The following is a 24,341-nucleotide window of genomic DNA, read 5'->3' on the forward strand; positions in this document are numbered from 1 at the left end:
AAGATATGAAAAATAATTATACAGGTATGGAAATTGCTGTTATCGGGATGTCAGGAAGGTTTCCTAGTGCGGGAGATCTCGAAGAGTTCTGGAGTAATTTGGTTGATGGGAAAGAAGGAATTTCCTTTTTTGATAAAGATGAGCTTGTAGCGAGTGGGATGAATCCGGAATTGCTGGATATGCCTAACTTTGTTGGGGCTAAAGGTGTATTTCCTAACATTGAGTACTTTGATGCTGATTTTTTCAACTACACCCATCGTGATGCTGCGACATTAGATCCGCAAGTTCGTATTTTGCATCAAGAAGTCTACCATGCTTTGGAAGATGCCGGGTATGTAACGGAACAACCCCGCAATAATATAGGTGTATTTTTAGGTTCTACAAGTAACTTTGCTTGGGAACTTGAAACTATGAAACTCAGTATGGATAACGATGAGCATATGTTTGGCACTGGTTTGTTGAATGATAAAGATTTTGCAGCGACTCGAATTGCCTATAGCCTTAACCTTCAAGGACCATGCGTTACTGTGCATAGTGCATGCTCGACTTCCTTGTATGCTATTGATCTTGCTTGCCGTCAGCTCCTTACCGGAGCATGTTCAGTTGCTGTTGCTGGAGGCAGCAGTTTTACTGTACCTAGCCGTAATGGTTATTTATATACGGATGGCATGATTAATTCACCTGATGGGCATTGCCGCCCGTTCGACCAAGATGCCAAAGGCACCGTGGAGGGTAATGGCGTCGGAATCGTAGTGCTCAAGAGGCTTGAGAATGCGGTTAAGGACAGGGATCATATCTATGCGGTTATTCGAGGTTCTGCTGTCAATAATGATGGGAACCGCAAGGTAGGATTCACGGCTCCTAGCGTTGAGGGGCAAGCGGATGTGATCCGCAGAGCTTTGTATATGGCAGATGTACCTGCGCAGAGCATATCCTATATTGAAACGCATGGAACCGGAACTATATTGGGAGATCCGATTGAGATAGCGGGCCTGCAAAAGGCATTCCAGTCTGTAGATTCTAAATCCGGCAGCATCGGTTTAGGGTCCCTAAAGTCTAACATTGGACATCTTGATGTCGGCGCCGGTGTTGCATCCTTTATCAAAACCTCGTTAGCTCTTAAAAATAAGATTATTCCAGCAAGTATACACTTCGAGAAATTAAACTCTAATATTGATTTCACAAATACGCCTTTTCGGATGATAACTGAATCCCAAGAGTGGAACAGACAGCTTGAGTCCACAGAGAATGCTGAGTATTATCCTCTGCGGGCGGGTGTCAGCTCTTTTGGTATCGGTGGCACGAACGTTCATATTATATTAGAAGAAGCCCCGGAACGAGAGGTTTCGGGACCGGGCAGAGAATGGAATGTGCTAAGTCTATCGGCTGCCACTGAAACATCTCTGAACCAGATGAAAGAGGACTACCTTACATTTATTAATCATGCTGGCGCTGGGATTAACCCTACGGATTTGGCGTACAGCTTACATACAGGGAGCAGAAGTCTAAAGGAACGTTTCTCGCTGCCTTATCGCAATTATCAAGAGCTGTCAGAAGGATTGGAGGCAGCTATAAAAGGCGAAGCTTCTCAGCGGGGAAGCAAGAATACAGTGTCTAATAGTAAGGCGGAAGTCATTTTCGTTTTCCCGGGACAAGGATCTCAATATGTGGGTATGGCCCGTGATCTGTATCAGACGGAGCAAGTGTTTTGTAATGAATTAGAGGCATGCTTAAAAATTGCAGAAGTAAGTGGAGAGTACACGCTTAGGCGACTGATTCTAGATCCGGCGGCAAATGATGAAGAGATCATGAAAGAGACGGATCTTGCCCAATTATCCTTGTTCGTTATTGAGTATGCATTGGCGCGTCTATTGATGTCTTGGGGAATTAAGCCTTATGGAATGATTGGCCACAGTTTGGGTGAGTACACTGCCGCTTGTCTGGCTGGAGTGTTCTCTATTGAAGAAGGAATCCAGCTTGTTATGGCCAGAGGGCGTCTTATGAAATCCATGGCTAGAGGCTCCATGCTTAGTGTCAGTGCCTCGGCGGCCATTCTGGAGCATCTGCTGCCTGCCAGCGTGTCTTTGGCTGCTGTCAATAGTCCGAACCAATGTACGGTGGCTGGCTCGGATGAAGATATTGAGCTGGTGCAATCTCAATTGGCTTCGATGGGCTTGACGTACCGCAGGCTAAAGACCAGCCATGCCTTCCACTCGTCAATGATGGATGGTATGCTGGCTGAATTTGGTGAGGTGTGCGCCAAGGTTGCCTTTAAGGAGCCGGCAATTCCTTATGTATCCAATCTGACGGGGGACTGGATCACGCCTCAGGATGCTACCGATAGCTCTTATTATACGAAGCACGTGCGCAACTGCGTTCAATTTGCCCGTGGAATTGAGACCATCTTAACGAATCCAGGAGTTGTATTCATTGAAGTGGGGCCGGGACGGACTCTATCCACCTTTGTTCGTCAGGCGGCAACGGAGAAGACTGCGGGTGTAGTCAATATTTTACGCCATCCCAACGAGCCTTTGAGTGATGATGCGTTTCTCACGGAACGCTTAGGAGAACTATGGTGTTGTGGAGTGGCTCCAGATTGGAAGGCTTATTATAAGGAACAAGTTCGTAATCACGAGCCGCTTCCTCATTATCCATTTGATGCTAAGAAATTCCCTATTGGAAGCAGAGATACGTATAGTCTGCTAAAGGGAATAACAAGCGGAGCCAAGCATAATAACGCTTCACAAGATATTATTCATAAGGATACTGGCAACGGGGCAGCGAAAGTGAGTCAGGTTCTTTGGGAGCCATCCTTTTTGCCTCAGATTAATCCTTCTGTGCAGCAGAGAACCAGTTTGATTTTGACCCAAGATGTTGGCCATGCCATTCATTTATTTAAGAGCTTGCCTAAGTGGAGAGGGATTTTTGTCAACATTGGATGCGAGTATTCGTTCAATGGGTTCTACGATTCTGCCATACGGCCTGCTAACGAAACCGATCTGCGCCGCCTATTCAAGGACCTGAAGAATCATGCTATGCTGCCAAACACGATTATGGTGATTCAGTCTGATGTCCGCAGCACTGAAGAGGAGCTTCGCGTGCTGGCTGATGTAATAAAGGAGGAACTTCATGATTCGCTACCAGAAGTTGTAGTCATTAGTCCTGCAGCTATAGGCAATCATGCTCCTGGGCTCGTTACTTTGGTCAGGGCATTAATGACGGAGCAGCCTGGCTTAGTTATTCGTTTGGTAGATGCAGGTGTACCGTCTAACCATGTTGATTATGTTCAACAATGGGCATCTGTAATTGAAAAGGAACTTGCTGTAGATGGTAGTAACTATCCGGCCGTATCCTATAACAACGGATCAAGAATGGTTCCTCGGCTTCGTAATTTGGATACGTGTGAGGTGAGGCAAAGTTCATCTATTTCCGGGAGCCATCTGGTTGTATTGAGTCCTGAGAACCGGCTGCCAATAGCATTAGCCCAAACTCTCCAGCGCGAGAAGGATACGAAGGTAAGTCTGCTGCCTTATCGCTTGGATTCCAGATCCTTTTATGATGAAACGATTGTTCAGGCATTGGAGGATGTGCAAGCTCAGCAACAGCAGTATATGGAACGCTTTGGAATTGAAGATTTATCCGGTACTCACCGTTTAGTTGATGAATACTCCGCTCGTCTGGTGTTTGACTATATTAATGAAGTGTTTCTGATGAAGACAGGGCGGAGGTTTGACATCAATACCTTCAAAGAAGGATTGGGAGTCATTGACCCGCTTGCTAGATTTGCAGATTATTTCCTCCATATCTTATGTGAGGATGGTCTTCTGGAAGCAGAAAAAGATAAAGGAAGCTTCAGGGTTACTGAGAGAACAGAACAGCTCCGTCAGCCTACAGAAATTCGTGCGGAAATTGAAGGTATGACGGATCTTTTCTCAGGACAACTGGATCTACTAGCTCACTGTGTAAGTAAATTTAAGCCTGCGCTTCGAGGTGAGATCCCATCTCTTGGCGTATTGTATCCTGAAGGAAACAATGAATTGCTTCAACGCACCTATGAAGGGACTCTTCAGGCCAAAGAAGAAGAGCTTATGATTGAGATGTTCGCACAAATGCTGTCTAAGCTGGTAGGCGAAAAACGCAGAATCCGTATTCTGGAGGTTGGAGGCGGATTTGGTACTATCCTGCGCCAAGTAACAGAGGTTCTCAAGGGAGTAGAAGTCGAGTACTTATTTACAGATGTATCAAGTTCATTCTTGGAGGATATTCGAGCATACGCGCATGAGGAGAACTTGGAATTCCTCACAACCGGACTTTTTGATATTACGAAAGATCCACAGCAGCAAGGATTTGAAGCGAATCATTTCGACATAGTAGTTGCGTATAACGTTGTTCATGCAACACATCGCATTTCGGAAAGTCTAGATCATCTTCATAGATTGTTGAAGCTGGGGGGACTGCTATGTGTTATAGAACGAGTCCACACCAGACGCTTTGTTGATCTTATCTGGGGATTGGCCGATGGATGGTGGCATTTTGATGAAAGTGAACGCGAACTGTCACCTTTAATATCTGTAGTGGAATGGCATAGACAATTCGTTCAGTTAGGTCTTGAGATGGTAACGGCATATCCCGATCAGAGCAAGTATGGAGCGCTGCTTGATGTAGGTATGCTTGTTGGCCGCCGGATGATCATGGAAGAGACTGAAGGATTGGAGAATGTGATTCTGACGGAAGAGGGGGTAACCTGCCTGCCGGTCATTGCCGGAAGCGATATGGACTCCTTGCAGAGGGCGCTGGAAGCAACGCTCAATACGCTATCAAATGTGGATGGAATAATGTTATGGGATGCATTGGCGAATAAGAAATGCAGCCAGCATGCAGTAAGAGTCGCGCATCAGGAGGAAGTAGACTTATCCATTGCTGTAAACCAACTTATAACCAGAATGGATAATCAGAAGCCGCGAATCATGATATCTTCTCTTTCTCAAGCCAATCATTGGTCTTCTGAGCTAACGAAATGGGTTGTAGCAAATGATGAGTTGGATATTGCTGCAGATGTATACCGCCTCTATTTACCTTTAGAGAATGAAGGGATTATTGAGGAACTACCTGCTGTGCTGGGAGCAATGCTAGAGTCGGGTATACGCCAAGTTATCCTGAATCCTTGCGAATTCCCTTTATTCTCAGATAAACCGGGATCGGTTGGGGCTTCCAGTAAGACAAAGACAGAAATCGTAAAGGTTACAGAGCTTGAGGTTCTGGAGCAATTGTTGGAGAAGTCATGGAAGGGGATTTTAGGCAGAGAAGACATTGGACGCGAAGAAGACTTTTTTGCAATGGGTGGAGATTCCTTCAAGTTGATCGAAATGACAACGGATCTGGAACGTGAGGGCTACAAATTATTGATGAATGAAGTATATAAATATCCAACCATTCATTTGTTAGCCGCATATATGAATCGACAATCTGAAGGTAAAAGCAATGATATTACAACTGTTGAACAGTTGGAGGCACATCTTACCGGAGCATTTGGAGCAAAGTGGATCTTCCGCGTCTTAGGCGGAGAGCAGCCCGTTAATATTCTGTTTGTAGATGAAGCGGCAACCGGCGGAGTAGATTTTGCCCGTCAGTATCTTCAGAAGCTTCATATGTCTGAGGAACTTCTGCCGCATTATATTTATGAATTGTCGTTGTACGAACAGTTGTCTGAACCTATTGATCTAGGTCAATTGATAAAGCATGGTGTTCTATTTAATTCAGAGAAGATGGTTATCGAGAACGTTGAAGAACATATACAGGCAGGACAAGATCTCTTTAACCTAGCCGTTACCAGCCAGCCAATTATTAATCGCTTTGATCTAAGTAATATCCAGGAAATTCATTTCCGCGGAGAAGTACGCTTACAGTTGTACATGATGCAATTTAATGAAATGGTGGATCAAGATTTATTAGAGCAAGCCTTATGTGATGTTGTGGGCAATCACCAATTGCTGCGTAGTTGTCTATATGAATACAACGAGGGGTATCGGTGGAAAGAGTATTCTCCTCCTCTGAAACTATCCCTTCCCAAGTTGGATCTATCCGGACTAACACCTGGCGCTCAATCCAGGGTCATGGAGGAAATAGCAAAGTTTGAGTGGGCTGCGAACTTTAAGCAATTGGATAAGCCAATGTATCATGTAACGCTGATTAAAATGAATGAAAAAAATTACAATCTGTTCTTCCAATTTGATCACTCTATATTTGATATTTCTTCTGGACAGGCCATCCGGCGTCAAATTCTTCAGCGTTATAAGGAATTACAAAAAGGTGTAAAACATGCAATGGAAGCAGCGACTACGTATGAGCAATATTTGCAGCAAATCAATAAAGGCCCGGTTGGTATGGAGATAGAGCAGTTGCACAGCATGTTTGACTTAGACAGATACCTTGAATATACCGATATTCTAATAGAAAAATTCAATAATATTCAAGAAAATAGAATCCAGCAAATGCGCTACAGCATAGATTTGAGTCTCTTCAATTTCGATGAAGATGATGCTAATGCTCCGTTTGAGTTAGCTTTGCAGGTATATGCTCTTGTGGTGGCGAGAATATTGGATCTGGAAGCTGTGCCATTTGATTTGCTCTTCCAAAACCGTAGATACGAAGGTAAAAACTTCTCCGATGTAGTGGGCTTAGTATTAGATGCAGTACCATTCATCGTAACGGCGGATAGAGAGAATCCATCCCATGTAGCCGATGTAATCAGAAATACAGTGAAGAATATTAACAAACATAATGTCAATTTTATTAGTCTATCCAAAAATAAAACAATCTTTAAAGAGGCTCCTGCTACATTCTATTCTCCAATTTTGCTGAACTATGGAGGAAATGCTGAGGAAGAGTATAGTCAGATTTGGGATTATACCATGCAGCAGTTAGACGACAAAGATCAAAAGAAATTAAATTACGCTGGTTTTTATGGTCTGGTCGGAGTTGTGAAGGATAAACTAAATTTCTTAGTGTTGTATAAGTTTGATTCCGATATGGAAAGTGTTCGTCAAGCGTTTGATGAAGAAGTTGCCCAGCTAGTTGAGAAATATAATGAGAAAAGGAAATTGAAGGAAGTGTCTAATGGGCAGCTATAATTTATTCTGCATTCCTTATGCAGGTGGCTCTGCCAGGACTATTTATGGTAAATGGACAGGAATACTCGATCCTAAAACAAACGTTTATTATTTGGAACTGGCTGGACACGGGCAACGGATGAACGAGCCTTTTCATAGCAGTATACAGGAAGCTGTTGAAGATATGCTGGAGATGATTCGCCCGCTGATTACTTCAGATAAGCCATATGCCTTGTATGGACACAGTATGGGCACAGTGCTTGTATACGAGTTGGCAGCGGCTATACGTGCCGAAGGTCTACCGCAACCGGCGATCCTGTTTGTTTCTGGACGTATGCCCCCTCATCATTTTTACAAAGCTGAGAAGGTTCACCTAAAGTCTGATGAGCTGTTAATTGAGTATTTGAAGGGGATTAAAGGCACACCAGCATCATTCTTTGAGTCGAAAGAGTTGCTCAAGATTTTCATTCCGATTCTGAGAAATGATTATCGCCTCATTGAAGAGTACCAATTCCAAGAACCGGCAGTATGTTTTGATTCGGATATCGTATTATTCTATAGCATTCAGGACTTTCATGTAGATAAGCCCGGAATTTTGGAATGGGAGCGTTATACGAAACACTCCTTCAAAGTCTTTGACTTTGAAGGAGGGCACTTTTTCTTGAATGAAGTGTGGCGTGACTTATGTTTGATTATCAATGAAGAGCTGACGGCTAATCGTTAACAATATTGAATATGAGAGAGAGGTTTTATTATTATGGGTGCACCTTATGATGTCATTTCCGATTTATATATCAAATATTGGAATGATATAGTGTTGTCTAATTATCCTATCCTTGAGAAAACGCTTCTTCCATTTATACCTGACAATAGTGTCATACTGGATGTTTGTTGTGGTGCAGGTTTGATCGCAGCGAAACTCAGTGAGCAGAATTATGTTGTTGAAGGATTTGATATATCGGAAAAAATGATTGAAAATGCAAAGATTAATGCGCCTAAGGCCTCTTTTAAAGTGGGAGATGCGAGGGATTTCAGTTATGACATTTCCTTTGATGCTGCTATATGTACGTTGGATAGTCTTAATCATATTACTAACATAGCAGATCTGGAGAAAGTCTTTATCCATATTGCTCAAGCTTTGAAGCCCGGGGGAGTATTGTATTTTGATGTGAGGAATGAGGAGGGCTATAAGTACATCTGGGATAAGCAGAGTTACTCCATAATAGAACCAGAACTGGTAGTCACCTATAAGACGATCTACAACGCTAACGATCGATTGGGGATTATGAAGGGTGTTTACTTTAAGGAAAGTGAGGTTTGGGAGCGAGATGATTTTTGCATTATCCAAAGAAGTTATCTGGAGGAGGAGCTCTCTGCATTATTGAATAAAGTTGGTTTTAATAATATTAAAATTGTGAAAGTCAAAGAAAACTTAAATATAAATGTACTGGGAAGATCCCATTATACCTGCAGCAAGAGTATGTAGTAATTAGATCCAAGGATTTCTAATCCTGATTAGGCAACAGATCCTTGGATTCCATTATATTCAATGTTTATAAGGTAATTATCAAAAGGAGGAATTGCTATGAGCAAGGCTATTCTGAAATGCAGAAATCTATATAAATCCTATTTGAGTGCTGATGTAGAAGTAAGTGCTATTAATAATCTGACCATTGATATCTATGAAAAGGATTTTACTGTAATCATGGGGAGTTCAGGCTCTGGGAAATCTACCCTGTTATATCTTCTAAGCGGACTTGATAATGTAACCAAGGGTGAGGTCTGGTTTGAAGATATGAGAATTGATGTGTTAAAAGAAAAAAAGATGGTTCAGTTGAGACGTGAAAAAATCGGGTTTGTCTTCCAGTCCATTAATCTTGTACCCAATCTATCCATCTTTGAAAATGTGACGGTGCCTGGATACCTTGCACAAAAAAATAGAAAAGATGTTGAGAAGAGAGCCAGGGAGCTTTTGGACAATATGGATATCAAACAGGAGGCATCAAGAATGCCTTCGCAGTTATCAGGCGGACAGCAACAGAGAATAGCCATTGCAAGAGGGCTTATCAATTCACCTAAGGTGCTTTTTGCAGATGAGCCCACAGGAGCACTGAACTCAACACAAGGTCAAAGAATCTTGGATGTATTCACAGATATCAACAGCAAAGGGCAATCTATTGTAATGGTTACGCATGACGTCAAGGCAGCCTGCCGGGCGAATCGAATTCTGTTTTTACGTGATGGTGAGATTAATAGTGAGTTAAATCTCGAAAAATATTCAAAGGATAATGGTATAGAGAGGGAAGAACAAATATATTCTTTCTTAATGGATAAGGGGTGGTAATTATGCGATCAATATTTAAGGTATGTCTTGCAAACTTCAAGAGGAATAAAACGCAAAAGGTTTTGATTGCCATTACAGTTTTATTGGCCTCTTTAGTCTTTTCGTTAGGGATCTCTATTCTTTCTATAATTGATAAACCCTTTGACAAAATGTATAAAGACCTAAATGCTTCTCATACTTTACTTTTTTACGATAGTGTTCTTAACAAGAATAAGGACGTTGAGGCTTTTTGGAAATCACAAAAGGAAGTAGAAAGCACTTACCTCGTGCCTGCACAATTCATGCAGGGGAATGCTTATTTTAATAAAAAAATTGATATTAGTTTATTTATAGCTGAAGTTCCTGACGGGACTGTTACACAGGATATATTAAAAATTGTTGAAGGCACCGAGGGGTCAAAACCAGGAGTTAATGAGATTTGGCTACCGACTACATTTGCATACGAGAATAAGATTAACGTAGGGGACAGCATTGATTTGCCAACCTTTGAAGGCTCGAAAAAATATAAAGTGTCTGCAATTATAATTGATCCCCAGTACAGCTCTCCTCAGCATAATCCAGTCAGAGTATGGGTTAAATCAGGAGAACTAAACCGAATATTCACCGGTGAATCTACATCCTATGTCATTGGAATTCGTTATCTGGAATACTCCGAGAAGGATGAAGTTAGAATCTGGAATGACTTTGAAACGTATCTTGGACAAAGTTTTACCGGATATAAACTGGATTATAATGATATTGTTTTCAAGTATACTAGTACGCAAGAAAGCATTGGCGCTATTATGTTAGTGCTTGCTTTAATAGTTATTGCAGTATGTTTTATTCTAATTTTCTTTGCAATATCAAATTCAATAATGTCTGATTATACAACCATTGGGATATTTAAAGCCCAGGGCTTCTCTTCGGTCAATATTATTTTTACATATGTGCTGCAATACTTAATTATTGGGTTTATTGCTATTCCTCTAGGTTCAATGTTAAGCATACCTATTGTTGGGGTGCTGTCGGACAGCTTGATGAAGGCGTTAGGAATGACGCAGAGCTCGGGGACCTCCTTGGATACAGGCATAGTGACGTTCATTGTTTTAATGTTGTTTACGGTTGGTGTTTCTTTTGTTGCGGCTTCAAAAACATCGAAAGTTAAACCATCCCAAGCGATCCGTTATGGGGCTCCGGCAAGTAAAAACTTAAAGAGAACAGGCATTTCTTTATCGGCACTTAGACGATTGCCGGTATCCATGATGATTGGAATAAAGGATACATTCTCTCAAGTGAGACAAATGATCTTTTTCGTAATCGTTCTTTTTGTAACAAGTGTTATATTGGTGTTTTCTTTCGTAAGTATCTCCAGTATGGAAAATGCCTTGGAGGATCCGAATTACATGGGGATGGATTACAGTGATCTGACCGTTGGGAATTCGAACAGGACGGAAATGACTAATGATGATATATATCAGCTATTATCCAAGGAAGAGAACGTGGAGTTTGTAGTTCCTATGAATTATTTGATCAACTCCTCCATCTTTATCAGTGATGATAGTGCCTCTAAGAACATTGTAGGAACAGCATATGCCGGAGATATGGAGCTTTTGGGCATTACGAATTCGGAAGGCCGAAATCCTTCTGATCAGAATGAAGTTTCAATTAGTTATAAATTATCCCAGAGGCTTAACATGGGGATAGGAGATACCCTTTTAGCCAATATTGAAGGGGAAAATAAAGAATTAAAGATTTCGGGTGTTTTTTCAACGATGAGCAGTGGCGGATATATGTTTAGAATCCTAAATGCTGACATTAAGACCTCGAAAATTGGCATGCAGAGGGTTCATCAAGTGAAGTTAAAGGAGAATGTGGATGTAGCGAAATTTGAGCAAGAATTAAAGGGGAAATACGAAGATTCATTAGAAATTGTAAACAATTCGAGATTCAGAGATACCTTCCTTTCCTCTATTAAGTCTGTAATTAAGCTGGTAACCTATATTATCAGTATAGTTGTAGTTAGTGTTTGTTTTATTACAGTGTTCAATGCAATCTTAATCAATATCCTTAATATGAAGAAGAATTACGGGATTTACAAATCCTTTGGAATGTCTTCCTTTGAAATAAGAAAAGCTTTGATCTATAGAATTCAATTTGTAACGATTATTGGATGTGGATTAGGAATCGTTACAGCCGTGCTCTTAACTCCATCCTTCATTGGTCCAGCGTTATCCCAAGGAGGAGCTGTAAGAATTGATATCGTAATGGACTGGTTCCAAATTATTATGATAGCACCACTGTGTATGGCGGTTACCATGCTTAGTACATGGGTCGCTTCGGGAGGCGTTCTCAAAATCAATCCGCGTAATTTGGTGTCTGAATGAGTACTGGAAATATACATCCAATGTAAAGCAGAGGACCTATGCTTGTGTATCCAAGGAAATAGACGTTATAAGAGAGTAACACTTATTTGACAGCCACTGATGCTAATGATGTATGTCCTCCTCAACTACAGTAGTAGTGGCTGTTAAACGTACTTTTATTAAGATAGGCTACATCCCGCGTATCCATATCGGATTTACACATCTGGATCATGGCGTTCTTCAGCCAGCCGTCCTGCTGGTGGGCACAGGTAGCCGGGTCTGAACAGTCTATGACGATTACCAGGGGACTAAAATGTTTGTGGTGAACTATAAGCATTTTTAACCATAGAGCTATCTATAATGATGATGTATAACAAGAGTTTATCAGAATTACTGTTTCAATTTGTAAGGATGGGAAGACATATCGACTCATCAATCAGGGAGAGATAATTTTGGTTAGAGTATTCGCTGTTCAGATAACCCAATTCCCTTATAAATATCTGGATTCTATATTGTCATATCTTCCGGAGGGTAGACGTCAAAAGCACCTGGAATTCCGATTTTTACAAGATAAATTACGGGGTGTAACCGGAGATATGTTAATGAGAATGGTGTTATCCTCAATGATGGATAGACCTATAGAGGATATAAGTATCGCTGTTAATTGCTTTGGCAAGCCAGTTCTGCTTGGTAACAAGCAGGGACTTGGATTCAACATTTCCCATTCTGGGGATTGGGTCGTTCTGGCTACAGGTCCTTCCAGCCAAATTGGAGTAGATGTAGAGCGAATAGATGAGGTTCATCTCGATTTGGCGCTACGATTTTTCAGGGAAGATGAATACCGGTCTATATTGAAAGTTGAAATGGGTGAGCATAGATTATTACAGTTCTTTCGGATTTGGACAGCGAAAGAAAGTTATATTAAAGCCATTGGCAAGGGGATGACCATCCCACTTGAAAGTTTCTCTACCGTCGAAGGAGACGAAATGGCAAGTGAAAAATGGATATTCGGGAAAAAGTGGTACTTTAAGTCCTATCTTTTAGAAGTTGGGTATTCATTAACCATATGTTCAGATATAAACTGTTTCAGTGAACAAGTTGCAATCATTGATATAGGTTCGCTTATACATTCTTTCTTCAAAGCACATAAACATGGGGCAATAGGAGGTCAACCTACTGTTTCTGATTTGTTACATAGCGAAGCAGAAGTGAATTCCATGTTGAAAAAGTGAAGTGATAATTCATCGCGACGCTTAGTAAGGAGCTGAATAAGAATCCATTTCAGGCGCTGATAGAAGCGCCTTTTTTGCGTGCGCCTCACAGTTGCATCTTCTAGGTGGTTCAAATCTACCCGGCAACTTCACCCTTTAAAGTGCCGTATCCGAAGTAGACCAACTTATCGGAAAAGGGAATCTATTTCCATTGACAGCCCTTCCATGTTCCGTTATACCTGCATATATATCAGGATTCGACAGGAACGGGGGATTTCTACAGTGAATTCATTGATTTCGGTCATGCTTGTGGATGATGAGCCGCTTGCACTTGATCATGTCTACCAATCGGTTCCGTGGGAGGAGAATGGCTTCCGGGTGGTCGCTCAGGCGACCAGCGGGCGTATGGCGCTACGGATGTTCGAGGAATTACGGCCGCAGATTATCATCACCGACATCTCCATGTCACCTATGGATGGCTTGGAGCTGGGACGGCATGTGGTCCAGCTTGCCCCAAGAACGCGGCTGATCTTTCTGACTGCTTACCGGGATTTCGACTATGCCCGTCAGGCCCTGGAGCTGCGCGCGGCCCATTATCTGCTTAAGCATGAGATTAGCCGGGGCCGCCTGCTGGAACAGCTAAAGCTGCTGAAGGAAGGTCTGGCAGCGGAAGCTGCCGAGGAAGAAGGGCACGGACATGCGCTCCATATCCTGCTTAAGGATATGCTGGCCGGCAAGTATCAGGCTCCTGCAGGGAATAAGGAATCCCGGCTTCACCGCCTCGTGGCAGATTATCAGCAGGGTCAGCCCGGGCTGCTGTATTTCGAGCTGGAGGCTGCATTGAAGCTGGACGGCAGCCGGAGTAATGCACGTAGTGGCACGGCCCTCGTATGGAAGAATGTCGAAGAAGAGATCCGCCGTCAGACAACGGACTTGGAGGAGCTTCAACTTCTGGAGATGGATGAAGGCGGATACATCCTGCTGCTTAAGTTATCCTCTTCCAGCAGTCTGCTGCTCCAGCATTATAACTTGCGGCAGCTCGCGGCCCAAGTTCTGCTCTGCCTGGAGTCTTTCTATCGGGGGAACCTTCCCAGAGTGATAATATCCGCAGGTAATGGCGCGGAACCGCCGGACCTCAGATATGCGGCGATGAGGCAGGCTTATGATTATTCTGTGTTTTTGCCGCCCGGTGCTGTGTTTCTGCTGGAGCAAGCAGCTTCAACCCGGGAAGCTACCCGTATTGCCCAAGAGGTCAGACAATATCTGTTATCCCCCGAACGGAGTCTGCTGGAACGGCTGAAGACGGGTCTGGACCAGATCGCCGCTCAGGCGTATTTGGGAGATTTGCGCGCCGTCATGGGTGAGATCAGGGGAGCAAGAAGCAAGGACGGAAGCAACAGCCCTGATCAAGTGCTGGGTACAGACACGCGGCAAGTAGTTAACAGCTTGTACCGGATGCTTGAAGAATGTTTGCAGCAGCGGCAGAGCCAGAAGCAGTATTCCCGCTGGGTCAACAAGGCGATGGAGTATGTTGCCGGGAATTACGCCGATCCCGATCTGTCCCTGGAGACGGTCGCAGGTCATCTGCAGATCAGCAGCATCCATCTTCGGACAACCTTCAAGCGGGAGACGGGCAAGTCTCTGCTCGACTACACAACGGAGTATCGGATCGGGCTGGCGAAGAAGCTTCTGCAGACCGGTGAATACAAAATCTACGAGGTATCGGAGAAAGTAGGGTACAAAACCAGCCAATACTTCAGTCAGGTCTTCAAAAAAACCACGGGTATACAGCCCAAGGATTTCCTGCAGCAGAGGGGCAGCGAATAGCTATGCGAAAAATTAAGAATAAAATTCTCGGCAGCGTTATTCTGATCGTTACGCTGTCGGTAACGGCCATCAGTGCACTGGCGTATGAGCAGTTCTCTTCGATTCTCGAAGCGCAAGCCCTGCGTGAAGATACGATCCATCTGGAGCAGACCACGAATCAGATGAATCACCTGATTGACGATGTACAGAAATATGCCGCAAATATGGTCAACGATGAGTTGCTTCAGCGGTTCGCTGCAAGATTGAACTACTCCTCTACGTATGATGAGCTAAGCGCATACAGAGATGTCGTCGTCCAGTTGACTAAATTCAATGTACTGCGTGACTACCTTGAGAGCTCGGCCATCGTCCGCTCGGACGGCAAGATTTTCTGGTCCTCGCTGTATATCGACCCTTATTTTGAACGGCTGCTGCAAGAGGATTGGTATCAGGAAGCGCTGAAGAGCAATGCCAAAAGCGGGTTCACAGCTCCCCATATTATTCTCGACCCTGACAGCAAAAAAATCGTCAGCTTCTTTATCCGTTTCGATCCCCAGTATGGTGGAGTGCTGCTATTAAATATTGATTACACTGCTTTTGAGAGTCTATTCCAGTACTTGGGCCAGTCCTTCGACCAGGTAGCCTGGATCGGCCCGGGTCAATCCTTGCTCTATCAGCAAGGCACCGCTACAGAGCTGCCTGCCCCTACGCTGAGCGCAGACAGCCCAGACATTCAAGTCGTTAAGCATGACAAGGGTTATTATCTGGCCAGCGCTTTTGAGAAATCGGACTGGTCCGTCTCCACGTTCACCTCCAATGAACGGTTCTATGAATGGGTGGGTTATATTGTCCGCTACTGGGCCATCTTCCTCGCCTTGTGTCTGGCGCTCTGCTTCCTGTTGTTCCTCCCCATCATCTCGAATATTATCCGTCCGATCCTGCAGATGACCAAAGCGATGAAGCAGGTGTCTATGGGCAACTATAATGTTCAGCTCTCGTTCCGCAGCAATGATGAGCTGTCTGTGCTGAAGAATGGTTTTGAGACGATGCTTGGTGATATTGAGCGGCAGATGAGCGAAAGGGTGGAGCAGGAGCGCTGGAAACGTAAAATGACGGCAGAGCTGTTATTCGCCCAGATCAATCCCCATTTCATCTACAACACTCTAAATACGGTTGTGTATCTGGCCCGCAAAAAGAATTACCCGGCTATTGAGGAAATGGTTGAATCCTTCATTGGCATTCTGCATGATGCTGTCAATATTGGTGATACCAGTCTGTATATCACGGTGGAGCAGGAGATGAACATTATTAATCACTTCGTAACGATTCAGAAGTACCGGTATGCAGACCGGTTCGAGGTAGTCTGGAGCGTAGAAGACGAAGCGAAGGGTGACTATATTCCGAAAAGCCTGATTCAGCCGCTGGTGGAAAATGCTATTTTTCATGGATTTTCAGAGAAAGAGACTGTAGGCCGTATAGAGATCATTATCCGTAAGCGCAGCGGAAGGCTGCTGGTTTCGGTCAGAGATGACGGCTGCGGCATGAGCCAGGAGAAGGCCCGGTCTATTATGAATGGAACCCTGCCGCCTGCGCGTCTCCCTTCAGGGGCTATGAAGCAGATTGGATTATGGAATATCCGGGAGCGAATCGAGTATTTGTACGGGCAGGAAGGCCGCCTGGTCATCCGGTCAAGTGAGCAGGGAGGCACCAAAGTGTCTGTTCTCCTGCCCGTCCTGCAGCAACCGTCCGAGTGAAAAGCACTATCATTATTTATACAAAACCATCAGATCGTCTAATTGTTAGGTGATCCCTTCAAGCTTATAGTTCTACTATACAGACGGACGGAAGACATTAACAGGAACCGCCCGCTGTCACAACAGATGCAAGGGGGATCTTAAATTGCACAATCTATTCAGTAAAAAAGCATCGGTTATAGCGCTTGTTCTAACGTTATGCTTCACCTTGGTGCTGGCCGGCTGCGGCAACGGAAGCAACAACACTTCGGGAGACTCCGGCAGTACAAACAGTGCGGATCACTCAAGTGATCCTGCGAACGCTTCCGGTAAATTGACCGTATGGGGCTGGGACAAGGCCTGGTTCGAAGGCACCGGAGCGAAGTTCAACGAGAAGTTCCCGAACGTCAAGTTGGAGTTCGTCGAAGTCTCGGCGGGGGATTATTTGAAAAAAATCCAGACCTCCATCGCTGCCGGCTCCGGGCTGCCGGATATTATCTGGGGAGAAGCGGCCTTCCGCGGCGCTCTGTATGAGCTTAACGTACTGCAAAGCTTGTCCGAAGAGCCCTACAAATTCGACACCTCCAATCTGCTCGACTTCGAGCTTCCGCTGCTGACGAACAGTAAGGGAGAGCTTGTGGGTCTAGAGCAATCCGGCTCGCCTGGAGCGCTGGCTTACAAGCGTGATTTGGCTAAAGAATACTTCGGGACAGATGATCCTGATGCATTAACGGCAATGTTCACTGACTGGGATGCCTTTATTGCCAAGGGCAAGGAAGTCTATGAGAAAAGCGGCGGCAAGACATTCATGCTTGGAAGCCTCATGGATGCGTATACCATCCTCTCCAACCAGGGTACAACGGCAGTTGTTGACGGAACCAAGGTGAATACCCAAGAGCTGCTTAGGATCTTCACTCAGCTGCAGTCCATCCGCGACAATAACACTGAGGGCAAGCTGGCGATGTGGTCTCCGACTTGGAATGCTTCGTACTCGCAAGACAACGTGATTTTTTATCCTGCAGCGAACTGGTCTCCAGAATTCGTAATTAAGCCTAACGACAAGGCCAGCAACGGCCGATGGGGTCTGATGGTGCCTCCGGAAGGCGGATATCCATACGGCGGTACTACTATCGGTATTTGGAAGGACAGCAAGAATAAAGATGCTGCCTGGGCGTATCTCAACTGGCTGTTAGGTACAGACGAAGGCGCTGAAGCCAACTTCGCTACCTCCGATTACATTTTACCGTTGAAATCGTTCTTCAAGGATACCTCCAAGCTGTCATCCGGGGCGGATGAATATTTCGGCGGACAGGATCTAGGAAAGTTCTGGGTGGAGAAGGTATTCCCGAACATGAAGTCCAAAGCGGTGACTAAATACGATCAGGATATTTACAGCTCGTCGGAGCTGGTGTTGCAGGTCATGGCACAGGATAACAGCTTCGATGCCGCGCAGGCCCTGGATAAGTGGGAAGAACAGTTGAAGAAAAATCACCCTGAGCTGACATTTGAATAATGATGCAGAAATCAAATGGAATCAGCAGTAAAAACAAATGGCCGTACCTGTTCATTACCCCTTATTTCTTGTCCTATGCCGTACTGAGCTTGTTCCCAATCCTGTTTACGTTGTACATCAGTCTTACAGACTGGGATTTGTACGGTAACCGGAATTTCATCGGACTTGGTAATTATATACAGCTATTTTTTCATGACGCCTTCTTCTGGAAATCGCTGCTGAATGTCATTATTTTCATGGCGGTATATCTTCCGGCTCTTGTCCTAATGGGCATGCTGGTAGCCAGCCTTATCGAGAGCAAGCTGATCCGCCGCAAAACCTTTTTCCGGCTAAGTGTATTCAGTGCCTATATGACAACGCCGGTCGCGGTCGGGATTATCTTCTCTCTGTTGTTCGACTGGCAGGGCGGTTTCTTCAATAATATGCTGATGGAGCTGGGCATCATTCAGGAGAAGATCAATTGGCTGGGCTCCGCCAGCTCCTCCCGCTGGGTAGTTATCCTGATGGTATTTTGGAAAAATCTTGGATATTTCGTGATGTTCTACACGGCGGGGATGGCCAGTATTGACACCTCCATCTATGAAGCCGCTGTAATCGACGGAGCCTCCTCCAAAGATGTGTTCACGCGTATTACGATTCCGCTGCTGAAGCCGATCAATCTGTTCCTGATTATTACTTCCATTATCAGCGGCCTGCAACTGGTGGAAGAACCAATGCTGCTGTTCAGCGGCTGGGCTTCCGGCTCCAGTATGGTAGGAGGGCCTGACGGCTCCACCTTCACACCGATCTGGTACATGTTCGATGCTTCCTTCAACGGCAGTGCGTTCAAGTACGGCAAAGGGGCGGCTATAGCTTACGGCACCTTCCTGTTCATCGCCCTGTTCTCGGTGGTTGGCATGAAATGGATCAACAGGGACGGTGACGACAAATGAGAGCGAAGAAGTTCTTTACCGTATTGTTGCTTAGTCTGATCGCTATCGCGTTCCTCTTCCCGTTCTATATGATGATTGTGATGGGCACCTATTATTCCGAAGACCTGTTCAAGCAGCTTCCGATCCTGCCCAGCGGTTATTTGGTGGAGAACCTGAAGACGATCATGTCTGCCAGCTTCCTGCGGAATTACTGGAACAGCTTCTATGTTGCTGTACTGTTCACTCTGGTGACGGTCGGGGTGGCCTCGATTACCGGATTTGCTTTTGCCAAATATGAATTTAAGGGTAAAAATGCACTGTATGGCTTCATTCTTCTGACGATGATGATCCCCGGTCATCTGGGTCTGATTGCATATGTGATGGAGATGAAGTGGTTCCACCTTAACAACACTCATGCGCCGCTGATTCTGGCCGGTCTGAATAATGCCTTCGGCGTATTCTTCATGACCCAGTTCATCCGCTCCTCTGTCCCGACAGAGGTCATTGAGAGCGCAAGAATCGACGGCTCTTCGGAACCGGGTATTCTCACCCGAATTGTTATTCCTTTTCTAATGCCTGCGATCAGTACCCTGGGGCTAATCTCCTTCCTTGGGTCCTGGAATGGTTATCTGCTGCCGCTGGTGACGATCAACAAGCCCGAGCTGTACACGCTGCCGCTGGGAATTGCTAATCTGTCAACGGTCTTCCGCACGGATTATTCAGCCAGTATTCTGGGGCTTACGCTGGGTACACTGCCGCTGATTATTCTCTTCCTGTTCGGCTCGAAGACCCTGGTCAGAGGACTTACCGGCGGAGCGGTCAAAGGCTAACTCACTAAAATTGGGTAAGTGACCGCAAAGAACAGGAAAGAAACCTCTCTTATAGTGAAATGGAGTCGGCTCAGCCATTTCACAGGAGAGGTTTCTTTGTGTATGAATAGAGTGGGCGGGAAAAGCAGGATTTTGCCAGGATCAGGTGGAATAACATTAGCTACAAGAAGAATGTCGGTTGGCCCACATATGGAGAACTGCTACTTCCAACTGGAACTAAGATGGCGGCAGGTTCAACAACTCTGCGACTTGACGGCGGTATCTGTCTGCCTTGCGGGTGCCGTGAATTAGGTTGGACAGCCGATAGGGTGGGATATCGTGTAATTCACAGAATTTCTTCTGATCCAAGTGCAGTTCTGCCAGACGTTGCTTGATGGCCCAGCCGTAGGCAGTAATAGGGCGTTTGCTGTTCAGATTGCTCACCTCGTATCGACTATCCAGCCGCTATGATATAAAATAGGTAAAGATATAATAATAGTTAATTATATACTTTTTTACGTCATTTTTCAATAAAAAATAACGTTTTTACGTATTATATTTTGGGGGAGGCAGTTGGCTGATGCAATCCATCTATGAACGTATTGAATTATTGATTAAACGGCAAGGGATTACGAAGAAATCCTTCTGTGCACAGCTCGGAATCAGCACCGGCAATATGGGAGACTGGAAACGCGGCAAATCTACACCTGGCACGCATAAGCTGATTGAGATTGCTGCATTTTTTCATGTGAGCTTAGATTGGCTGATCCTGGGCAAACAGCCCCAAACGATTCAGGAAAGCGGCGAGGATTATTTTTTTGGCCAAATGCGGCAATTGAATTGCCAAACCGAAGAGCTGCTGCCGGAGGAGAAGAACTTTATTAAGGAATATCTGGCCTTTACCAAATACCGCAAGGATCAGGATACGGACGGCGAAAAATCTTAAGCAGGTACCTTTACTTTTGAGCGCAACCGATTTATAATATTGAATGTTGGCCTCAAACAATGCATTAACGTTAGACACACCGCGCGGTAGTGGTGGAATGGCAGACACGCTATCTTGAGGGGGTAGTGGGTGTATACCCGTGGAGGTTCGAGTCCTCTCTACCGCATATATTTCAAATGAGCAAAAATCCTTGGTAGTTCAAGGGTTTTTGCTTTTTTTTCGATAAATATTGTTTAACTATTTTAATTTTATTTTTCTGAAACAGTAGGGATACGCACACGACAATGTGTTTTGTATTCCTGCTGTTTTTCTTTTTTGATTGCAAAAAACTTATTAAGGTGGAGATCTTTATGATAAGCAAATTAGGTTTTTCTTCAGATGACCGTTTGTTAATAATTAATGCTGATGATTTCGGAATAACTAAGGGAACTAATGAAGCAATTGTTAGTTTATTTGAACAACAAGCTATAACCTCAACATCTATAATGTTTCCCTGTCCAGCAGCGCGGGAAGCCCTTGAATTAAGTAATCAAAACATTCTAGATAATATCGGGATTCATCTTACCTTAACAAGCGGTGAGTATCATTTATATCGTCCAGTATTTCAAGAAAGATCATTGAAAAGTTTAATCAATAAGGATGGTAACTTCCATACTGACATTTCATACATAGAGGAAAATGCCGATGATGAAGAAGTTAGAATTGAATTAGAGGCTCAGATACAAAGTGCCACTATGTTAGGAATTGACCCAACTCATCTTGATAGTCATAGCGGTAGTCTTATGGGTTTATATGCGGGCAATGATTTTTTAGAAATAACCTTTGATCTATGCGAGAAATATCGTCTCCCCTTTAACTTACCAACAAGAATAATTGAACAACCATTTTTTAATAACAAGCAAAAAGAAACTTTTCGCATTAGAATTAATTCAGGAAGAAAACGTGGGATCTTGTTTATTGATGATGTAATTTCTTTGCCCTACTGCTGTAAGCCCGTGGAATATGAAGAAATGAAGAGACAGTTGCTCACGCTACTCAAAAATATTAAGCCCGGTATAACACAATTAACTATACATCCATCGAAAATAACTGAAGAATTGAAGTCTGTAACGAATTGTTATTTTGAGCGTGGGATTGAGTATCTATTACTAATAGATCCTGATATTAATAAAGTGCTTAGAAAAGAGAATATTAATTTAGTCTCATGGAAAGAAATACGTGATTTACAAAGAATTCTAACTTGATCAAGCTATAGCTGGTGATAATTACCTGAAACCTTTAGAATGGAAGAAACGAAGATGGATGAAAGGGCGATCCTATGTTACTGGAAACGGAAAGGCTAATTGTTCGTGAATTTGCAGAAAACGATTGGAGCGATTTACACGAGTATTTGTCATTAGAGCAGGTGCTGGAATACGAGCCGGGCGGTGTAAGCAGTGAAGAGGAATGCAAGAATATAGCCAGGGAACGTGCGGGTGGAGATAGTTTCTGGGCCGTTAGCTTGAAGGATACCAATAAAATGATCGGTCATATTTATTTTGAGCAAAAAGAACCTGCTGAATTTAAAACATGGATGCTAGGCTACATCTTTAACCCTGCATTTTATGGACATGGTTATGCCACTGAGGCTTGCCAAAGAATTTTACAATATGGATTTGAAGCATTGGGTGTTCACCGGGTGGCGGCTATGTGTAATCCTGAGAATGCACCTTCCTGGAGACTGCTGGAGCGATTGAATATGCGCCGTGAGGGTCATTTCAAGAAAAAAGCCTTTTTCAGAAGAACAGATGACGGGCAGCCTGTATGGCATGATGCGTATCAGTATGCGATTCTAAAGGAAGAGTGGAGCTCTATCGTATAATCCTATCAATCTTGGAGACAATACTAGTAAACGCCTTACCTGGGAGGTAGTCTACGGTAATGAATTACTCTGAGATCTATGACCTTCACCTTCAATTGTTAAAAGCTTACTCTGCCCATAACAACGGAGAGTACTCGGCCTATCAAAGGGAAATCGATTACTACACGAATCAGCTGCGTTTTGCGGGGGATATTGTGCAGCGGGTTTTTGTCCTGAACCAGCTAATCAAGATTCATGAGAAAGAGCGGGATGACCTGATCCGGTGGTGCTCTAAAACGTATTTTCATAAAAATTACGATGTTAACGACTCACCGGACGGCAGTCTTGGATAATGCCAGCCGGTGAGTTTTTTTGTAGATGGAGTGGTGTAAGCGCGAAAAGAAGGATTTTTCCAGGATTAGATGGAATAAGAGTAGCTACAAGAAGAATAATGCCGGTCGGTTCATACCTGGGGAGCTGCTGTTCCAGTTGGTACTAAGATGGCGGCAGGTTCAACAACTCTGCGACTTGACGGCGGTATCTGTCTGCCTTGCGGGTGCCGTGAATCAGGTTGGACAGCCGATAGGGTGGGATGTCGTGTAATTCACAGAATTTCTTCTGATCCAAGTGCAGTTCTGCCAGACGTTGCTTGATGGCCCAGCCGTAGGCAGTAATAGGGCGTTTGCTGTTGGGGGAGGCAGTTGGCTGATGCAATCCATCTATGAACGTATTGTATTATTGATTAAACGGCAAGGAATTACGAAGAAATCCTTCTGTGCACAGCTCGGAATCAGCACCGGCAATATGGGAGACTGGAAACGCGGCAAATCTACGCCCGGTACACATAAGCTGATTGAGATTGCTGCATTTTTTCATGTGAGCTTGGATTGGCTAATCCTGGGTAAGCAGCCCCAAACGATTCAGGAAAGCGGCGAGGATTATTTTACCGATTTATAATATTGAATGTTGGCCTCAAACAATGCATCAACGTTAGACACACCGCGCGGTAGTGGTGGAATGGCAGACATGCTATCTTGAGGGGGTAGTGGGTGTATACCCGTGGAGGTTCGAGTCCTCTCTACCGCATATATTTCAAAAAAGCTGATATCCTTGATGATTCAAGGATATCAGCTTTTTTTGTTGAACCCGCTCTAGCGCAGCAGCTTCTCTATATCCTCTTCGATCTGATCAGGTGTTGTCTGCGGGGCGAACCGCTTCAGCACACGGCCTTCCTGGTCCACCAGGAATTTGGTGAAGTTCCATTTGATACTCTTCGAGCCGAGTACACCAGGTGCCTCTTTAGTCAGATACTTGAACAGGGGATGGGCGTCGGCGCCTTTGACATTGATTTTCTCGTACATCGGGAAGGATACACCGTAATTGATCTCGCAGAACTCGGCAATATCCTCGCTCTCACCCGGCTCCTGTCCGGCAAACTGGTTACTTGGGAAGCCCAGAATCTCAAAACCACGGTCTTTGAATTTATCGTACACTTCCTGGAGACCCTTATATTGCGGGGTAAGTCCGCACTTGCTGGCTGTATTCACGACGAGCAGAACCTTGCCTTTGTACTTGGAGAGTGATTCTTCCTGGCCCCGCAGGGTGTTGGCTTCAAAATCATGGACATTCATGAATGATTCCTCCCGAACATTGATTTATCACAATTTAATTGTACACTATTCACCGCCGGAAGCAAGTTTTAAAAGGTAACAATCTGCCCCAATCGTTTCAAAAATGTGAGATTGTTTAAGTTAAGGATAAGTGTTCTTACAAAATT

General features: G+C 44.3%; 19 protein-coding genes, 2 tRNA genes and 1 pseudogene. 19 read left to right on the forward strand and 3 right to left on the reverse strand.

Features of this window, described 5'->3' with window-relative positions:
- The first annotated feature begins 5 nt into the window (after positions 1 to 5).
- The 12 genes from NYE24_RS26825 (at position 6) to NYE24_RS26880 (ending at position 19,799) form a co-directional block, all read left to right on the forward strand.
- Positions 6 to 7,130, forward strand: coding sequence for a beta-ketoacyl synthase N-terminal-like domain-containing protein (locus NYE24_RS26825; protein ID WP_342477091.1), 7,125 nt, complete (start codon positions 6 to 8; stop codon positions 7,128 to 7,130).
- Complete coding sequence (locus tag NYE24_RS26830) at positions 7,117 to 7,833, forward strand: thioesterase domain-containing protein (RefSeq protein WP_036697186.1); 717 nt, start codon at positions 7,117 to 7,119, stop codon at positions 7,831 to 7,833. The genes NYE24_RS26825 and NYE24_RS26830 overlap by 14 nt, the downstream gene beginning before the upstream one ends.
- 33 nt (positions 7,834 to 7,866) lie before the next feature.
- Positions 7,867 to 8,595 (forward strand): class I SAM-dependent methyltransferase, encoded by a 729-nt coding sequence (locus NYE24_RS26835; protein WP_036697183.1) that lies wholly within the window; start codon positions 7,867 to 7,869, stop codon positions 8,593 to 8,595.
- Positions 8,596 to 8,694: 99 nt separating this feature from the next.
- Positions 8,695 to 9,453, forward strand: a complete 759-nt coding sequence (locus NYE24_RS26840) for an ABC transporter ATP-binding protein (RefSeq protein ID WP_036697181.1) — start codon at positions 8,695 to 8,697, stop codon at positions 9,451 to 9,453.
- 2 nt (positions 9,454 to 9,455) lie between these two features.
- Positions 9,456 to 11,816: an FtsX-like permease family protein gene (locus NYE24_RS26845; RefSeq protein WP_342477092.1), complete on the forward strand. Its 2,361-nt coding sequence runs from the start codon at positions 9,456 to 9,458 to the stop codon at positions 11,814 to 11,816.
- A 112-nt stretch (positions 11,817 to 11,928) separates the two neighbouring features.
- Positions 11,929 to 12,078 (forward strand): hypothetical protein, encoded by a 150-nt coding sequence (locus tag NYE24_RS26850; protein WP_342477093.1) that lies wholly within the window; start codon positions 11,929 to 11,931, stop codon positions 12,076 to 12,078.
- A 319-nt stretch (positions 12,079 to 12,397) separates the two neighbouring features.
- The gene (locus NYE24_RS26855; RefSeq protein WP_162174486.1) at positions 12,398 to 13,027 is read left to right on the forward strand and encodes a 4'-phosphopantetheinyl transferase superfamily protein; all 630 of its coding nucleotides are present in this window, start codon (positions 12,398 to 12,400) and stop codon (positions 13,025 to 13,027) included.
- Positions 13,028 to 13,288: 261 nt separating this feature from the next.
- The gene (locus tag NYE24_RS26860; protein ID WP_076159028.1) at positions 13,289 to 14,833 is read left to right on the forward strand and encodes a response regulator; all 1,545 of its coding nucleotides are present in this window, start codon (positions 13,289 to 13,291) and stop codon (positions 14,831 to 14,833) included.
- 2 nt (positions 14,834 to 14,835) lie between these two features.
- Positions 14,836 to 16,566 (forward strand): sensor histidine kinase, encoded by a 1,731-nt coding sequence (locus tag NYE24_RS26865; RefSeq protein WP_342477094.1) that lies wholly within the window; start codon positions 14,836 to 14,838, stop codon positions 16,564 to 16,566.
- 145 nt (positions 16,567 to 16,711) lie between these two features.
- The gene (locus tag NYE24_RS26870) at positions 16,712 to 18,058 is read left to right on the forward strand and encodes an extracellular solute-binding protein (RefSeq protein WP_342477095.1); all 1,347 of its coding nucleotides are present in this window, start codon (positions 16,712 to 16,714) and stop codon (positions 18,056 to 18,058) included.
- On the forward strand, positions 18,058 to 18,990 hold the full coding sequence (locus NYE24_RS26875) for a sugar ABC transporter permease (protein WP_063829044.1): 933 nt from the start codon (positions 18,058 to 18,060) through the stop codon (positions 18,988 to 18,990). The genes NYE24_RS26870 and NYE24_RS26875 overlap by 1 nt, the downstream gene beginning before the upstream one ends.
- Positions 18,987 to 19,799 (forward strand): carbohydrate ABC transporter permease, encoded by an 813-nt coding sequence (locus NYE24_RS26880; protein WP_076159039.1) that lies wholly within the window; start codon positions 18,987 to 18,989, stop codon positions 19,797 to 19,799. Before NYE24_RS26875 ends, NYE24_RS26880 begins: the two co-directional genes overlap by 4 nt.
- Positions 19,800 to 20,015: 216 nt before the next feature.
- Here NYE24_RS26880 and NYE24_RS26885 read toward each other — a convergent pair whose 3' ends face one another.
- Complete coding sequence (locus tag NYE24_RS26885) at positions 20,016 to 20,213, reverse strand: hypothetical protein (RefSeq protein ID WP_036697411.1); 198 nt, start codon at positions 20,211 to 20,213, stop codon at positions 20,016 to 20,018.
- A gap of 145 nt (positions 20,214 to 20,358) precedes the next feature.
- Here NYE24_RS26885 and NYE24_RS26890 point away from each other — a divergent pair, with 145 nt between their 5' ends.
- From NYE24_RS26890 to NYE24_RS26910, 5 genes are all read left to right on the forward strand, one after another.
- The gene (locus tag NYE24_RS26890; protein WP_036697161.1) at positions 20,359 to 20,724 is read left to right on the forward strand and encodes a helix-turn-helix transcriptional regulator; all 366 of its coding nucleotides are present in this window, start codon (positions 20,359 to 20,361) and stop codon (positions 20,722 to 20,724) included.
- An 83-nt stretch (positions 20,725 to 20,807) separates the two neighbouring features.
- Positions 20,808 to 20,890: transfer RNA gene (locus NYE24_RS26895), tRNA-Leu, on the forward strand.
- A gap of 184 nt (positions 20,891 to 21,074) precedes the next feature.
- Positions 21,075 to 21,968, forward strand: coding sequence for a polysaccharide deacetylase family protein (locus NYE24_RS26900; protein WP_341029139.1), 894 nt, complete (start codon positions 21,075 to 21,077; stop codon positions 21,966 to 21,968).
- A gap of 74 nt (positions 21,969 to 22,042) precedes the next feature.
- Positions 22,043 to 22,585: a GNAT family protein gene (locus NYE24_RS26905; RefSeq protein ID WP_051493780.1), complete on the forward strand. Its 543-nt coding sequence runs from the start codon at positions 22,043 to 22,045 to the stop codon at positions 22,583 to 22,585.
- 59 nt (positions 22,586 to 22,644) lie between these two features.
- Complete coding sequence (locus NYE24_RS26910) at positions 22,645 to 22,917, forward strand: hypothetical protein (RefSeq protein WP_036697158.1); 273 nt, start codon at positions 22,645 to 22,647, stop codon at positions 22,915 to 22,917.
- Between the two features lie 142 nt (positions 22,918 to 23,059).
- On the opposite strand, the gene NYE24_RS26915 is transcribed toward NYE24_RS26910, so the two are convergent.
- Complete coding sequence (locus tag NYE24_RS26915; RefSeq protein ID WP_084648992.1) at positions 23,060 to 23,278, reverse strand: Rha family transcriptional regulator; 219 nt, start codon at positions 23,276 to 23,278, stop codon at positions 23,060 to 23,062.
- Between NYE24_RS26915 and NYE24_RS26920 the strand changes: the two are divergent.
- Together NYE24_RS26920 and NYE24_RS26925 are read left to right on the forward strand one after the other, a co-directional pair.
- A pseudogene (locus NYE24_RS26920) lies at positions 23,273 to 23,509 on the forward strand (helix-turn-helix transcriptional regulator); the annotation flags it as partial. The gene NYE24_RS26915 and the pseudogene NYE24_RS26920 overlap by 6 nt on opposite strands.
- 58 nt (positions 23,510 to 23,567) lie before the next feature.
- Positions 23,568 to 23,650 (forward strand) — tRNA-Leu (locus NYE24_RS26925).
- 65 nt (positions 23,651 to 23,715) lie between these two features.
- On the opposite strand, the gene NYE24_RS26930 is transcribed toward NYE24_RS26925, so the two are convergent.
- On the reverse strand, positions 23,716 to 24,195 hold the full coding sequence (locus tag NYE24_RS26930) for a glutathione peroxidase (RefSeq protein ID WP_036697153.1): 480 nt from the start codon (positions 24,193 to 24,195) through the stop codon (positions 23,716 to 23,718).
- Positions 24,196 to 24,341 lie beyond the last annotated feature (146 nt).

The organism is Paenibacillus sp. FSL H7-0350 (genome assembly GCF_038593195.1).
GTDB lineage: Bacteria > Bacillota > Bacilli > Paenibacillales > Paenibacillaceae > Paenibacillus_AQ.

Excerpts from the sequence above, each read along its gene's own strand:
- NYE24_RS26825 (WP_342477091.1), top strand. The coding sequence starts at position 6 with ATGAAAAATAATTATACAGGTATGGAAATTGCTGTTATCGGGATGTCA.
- NYE24_RS26830 (WP_036697186.1), top strand. The coding sequence starts at position 7,117 with ATGGGCAGCTATAATTTATTCTGCATTCCTTATGCAGGTGGCTCTGCC.
- NYE24_RS26835 (WP_036697183.1), top strand. The coding sequence starts at position 7,867 with ATGGGTGCACCTTATGATGTCATTTCCGATTTATATATCAAATATTGG.
- NYE24_RS26840 (WP_036697181.1), top strand. The coding sequence starts at position 8,695 with ATGAGCAAGGCTATTCTGAAATGCAGAAATCTATATAAATCCTATTTG.
- NYE24_RS26845 (WP_342477092.1), top strand. The coding sequence starts at position 9,456 with ATGCGATCAATATTTAAGGTATGTCTTGCAAACTTCAAGAGGAATAAA.
- NYE24_RS26850 (WP_342477093.1), top strand. The coding sequence starts at position 11,929 with ATGTCCTCCTCAACTACAGTAGTAGTGGCTGTTAAACGTACTTTTATT.
- NYE24_RS26855 (WP_162174486.1), top strand. The coding sequence starts at position 12,398 with ATGAGAATGGTGTTATCCTCAATGATGGATAGACCTATAGAGGATATA.
- NYE24_RS26865 (WP_342477094.1), top strand. The coding sequence starts at position 14,836 with ATGCGAAAAATTAAGAATAAAATTCTCGGCAGCGTTATTCTGATCGTT.
- NYE24_RS26875 (WP_063829044.1), top strand. The coding sequence starts at position 18,058 with ATGATGCAGAAATCAAATGGAATCAGCAGTAAAAACAAATGGCCGTAC.
- NYE24_RS26880 (WP_076159039.1), top strand. The coding sequence starts at position 18,987 with ATGAGAGCGAAGAAGTTCTTTACCGTATTGTTGCTTAGTCTGATCGCT.
- NYE24_RS26890 (WP_036697161.1), top strand. The coding sequence starts at position 20,359 with ATGCAATCCATCTATGAACGTATTGAATTATTGATTAAACGGCAAGGG.
- NYE24_RS26900 (WP_341029139.1), top strand. The coding sequence starts at position 21,075 with ATGATAAGCAAATTAGGTTTTTCTTCAGATGACCGTTTGTTAATAATT.
- NYE24_RS26905 (WP_051493780.1), top strand. The coding sequence starts at position 22,043 with ATGTTACTGGAAACGGAAAGGCTAATTGTTCGTGAATTTGCAGAAAAC.
- NYE24_RS26910 (WP_036697158.1), top strand. The coding sequence starts at position 22,645 with ATGAATTACTCTGAGATCTATGACCTTCACCTTCAATTGTTAAAAGCT.
- NYE24_RS26930 (WP_036697153.1), bottom strand. The coding sequence starts at position 24,195 with ATGAATGTCCATGATTTTGAAGCCAACACCCTGCGGGGCCAGGAAGAA.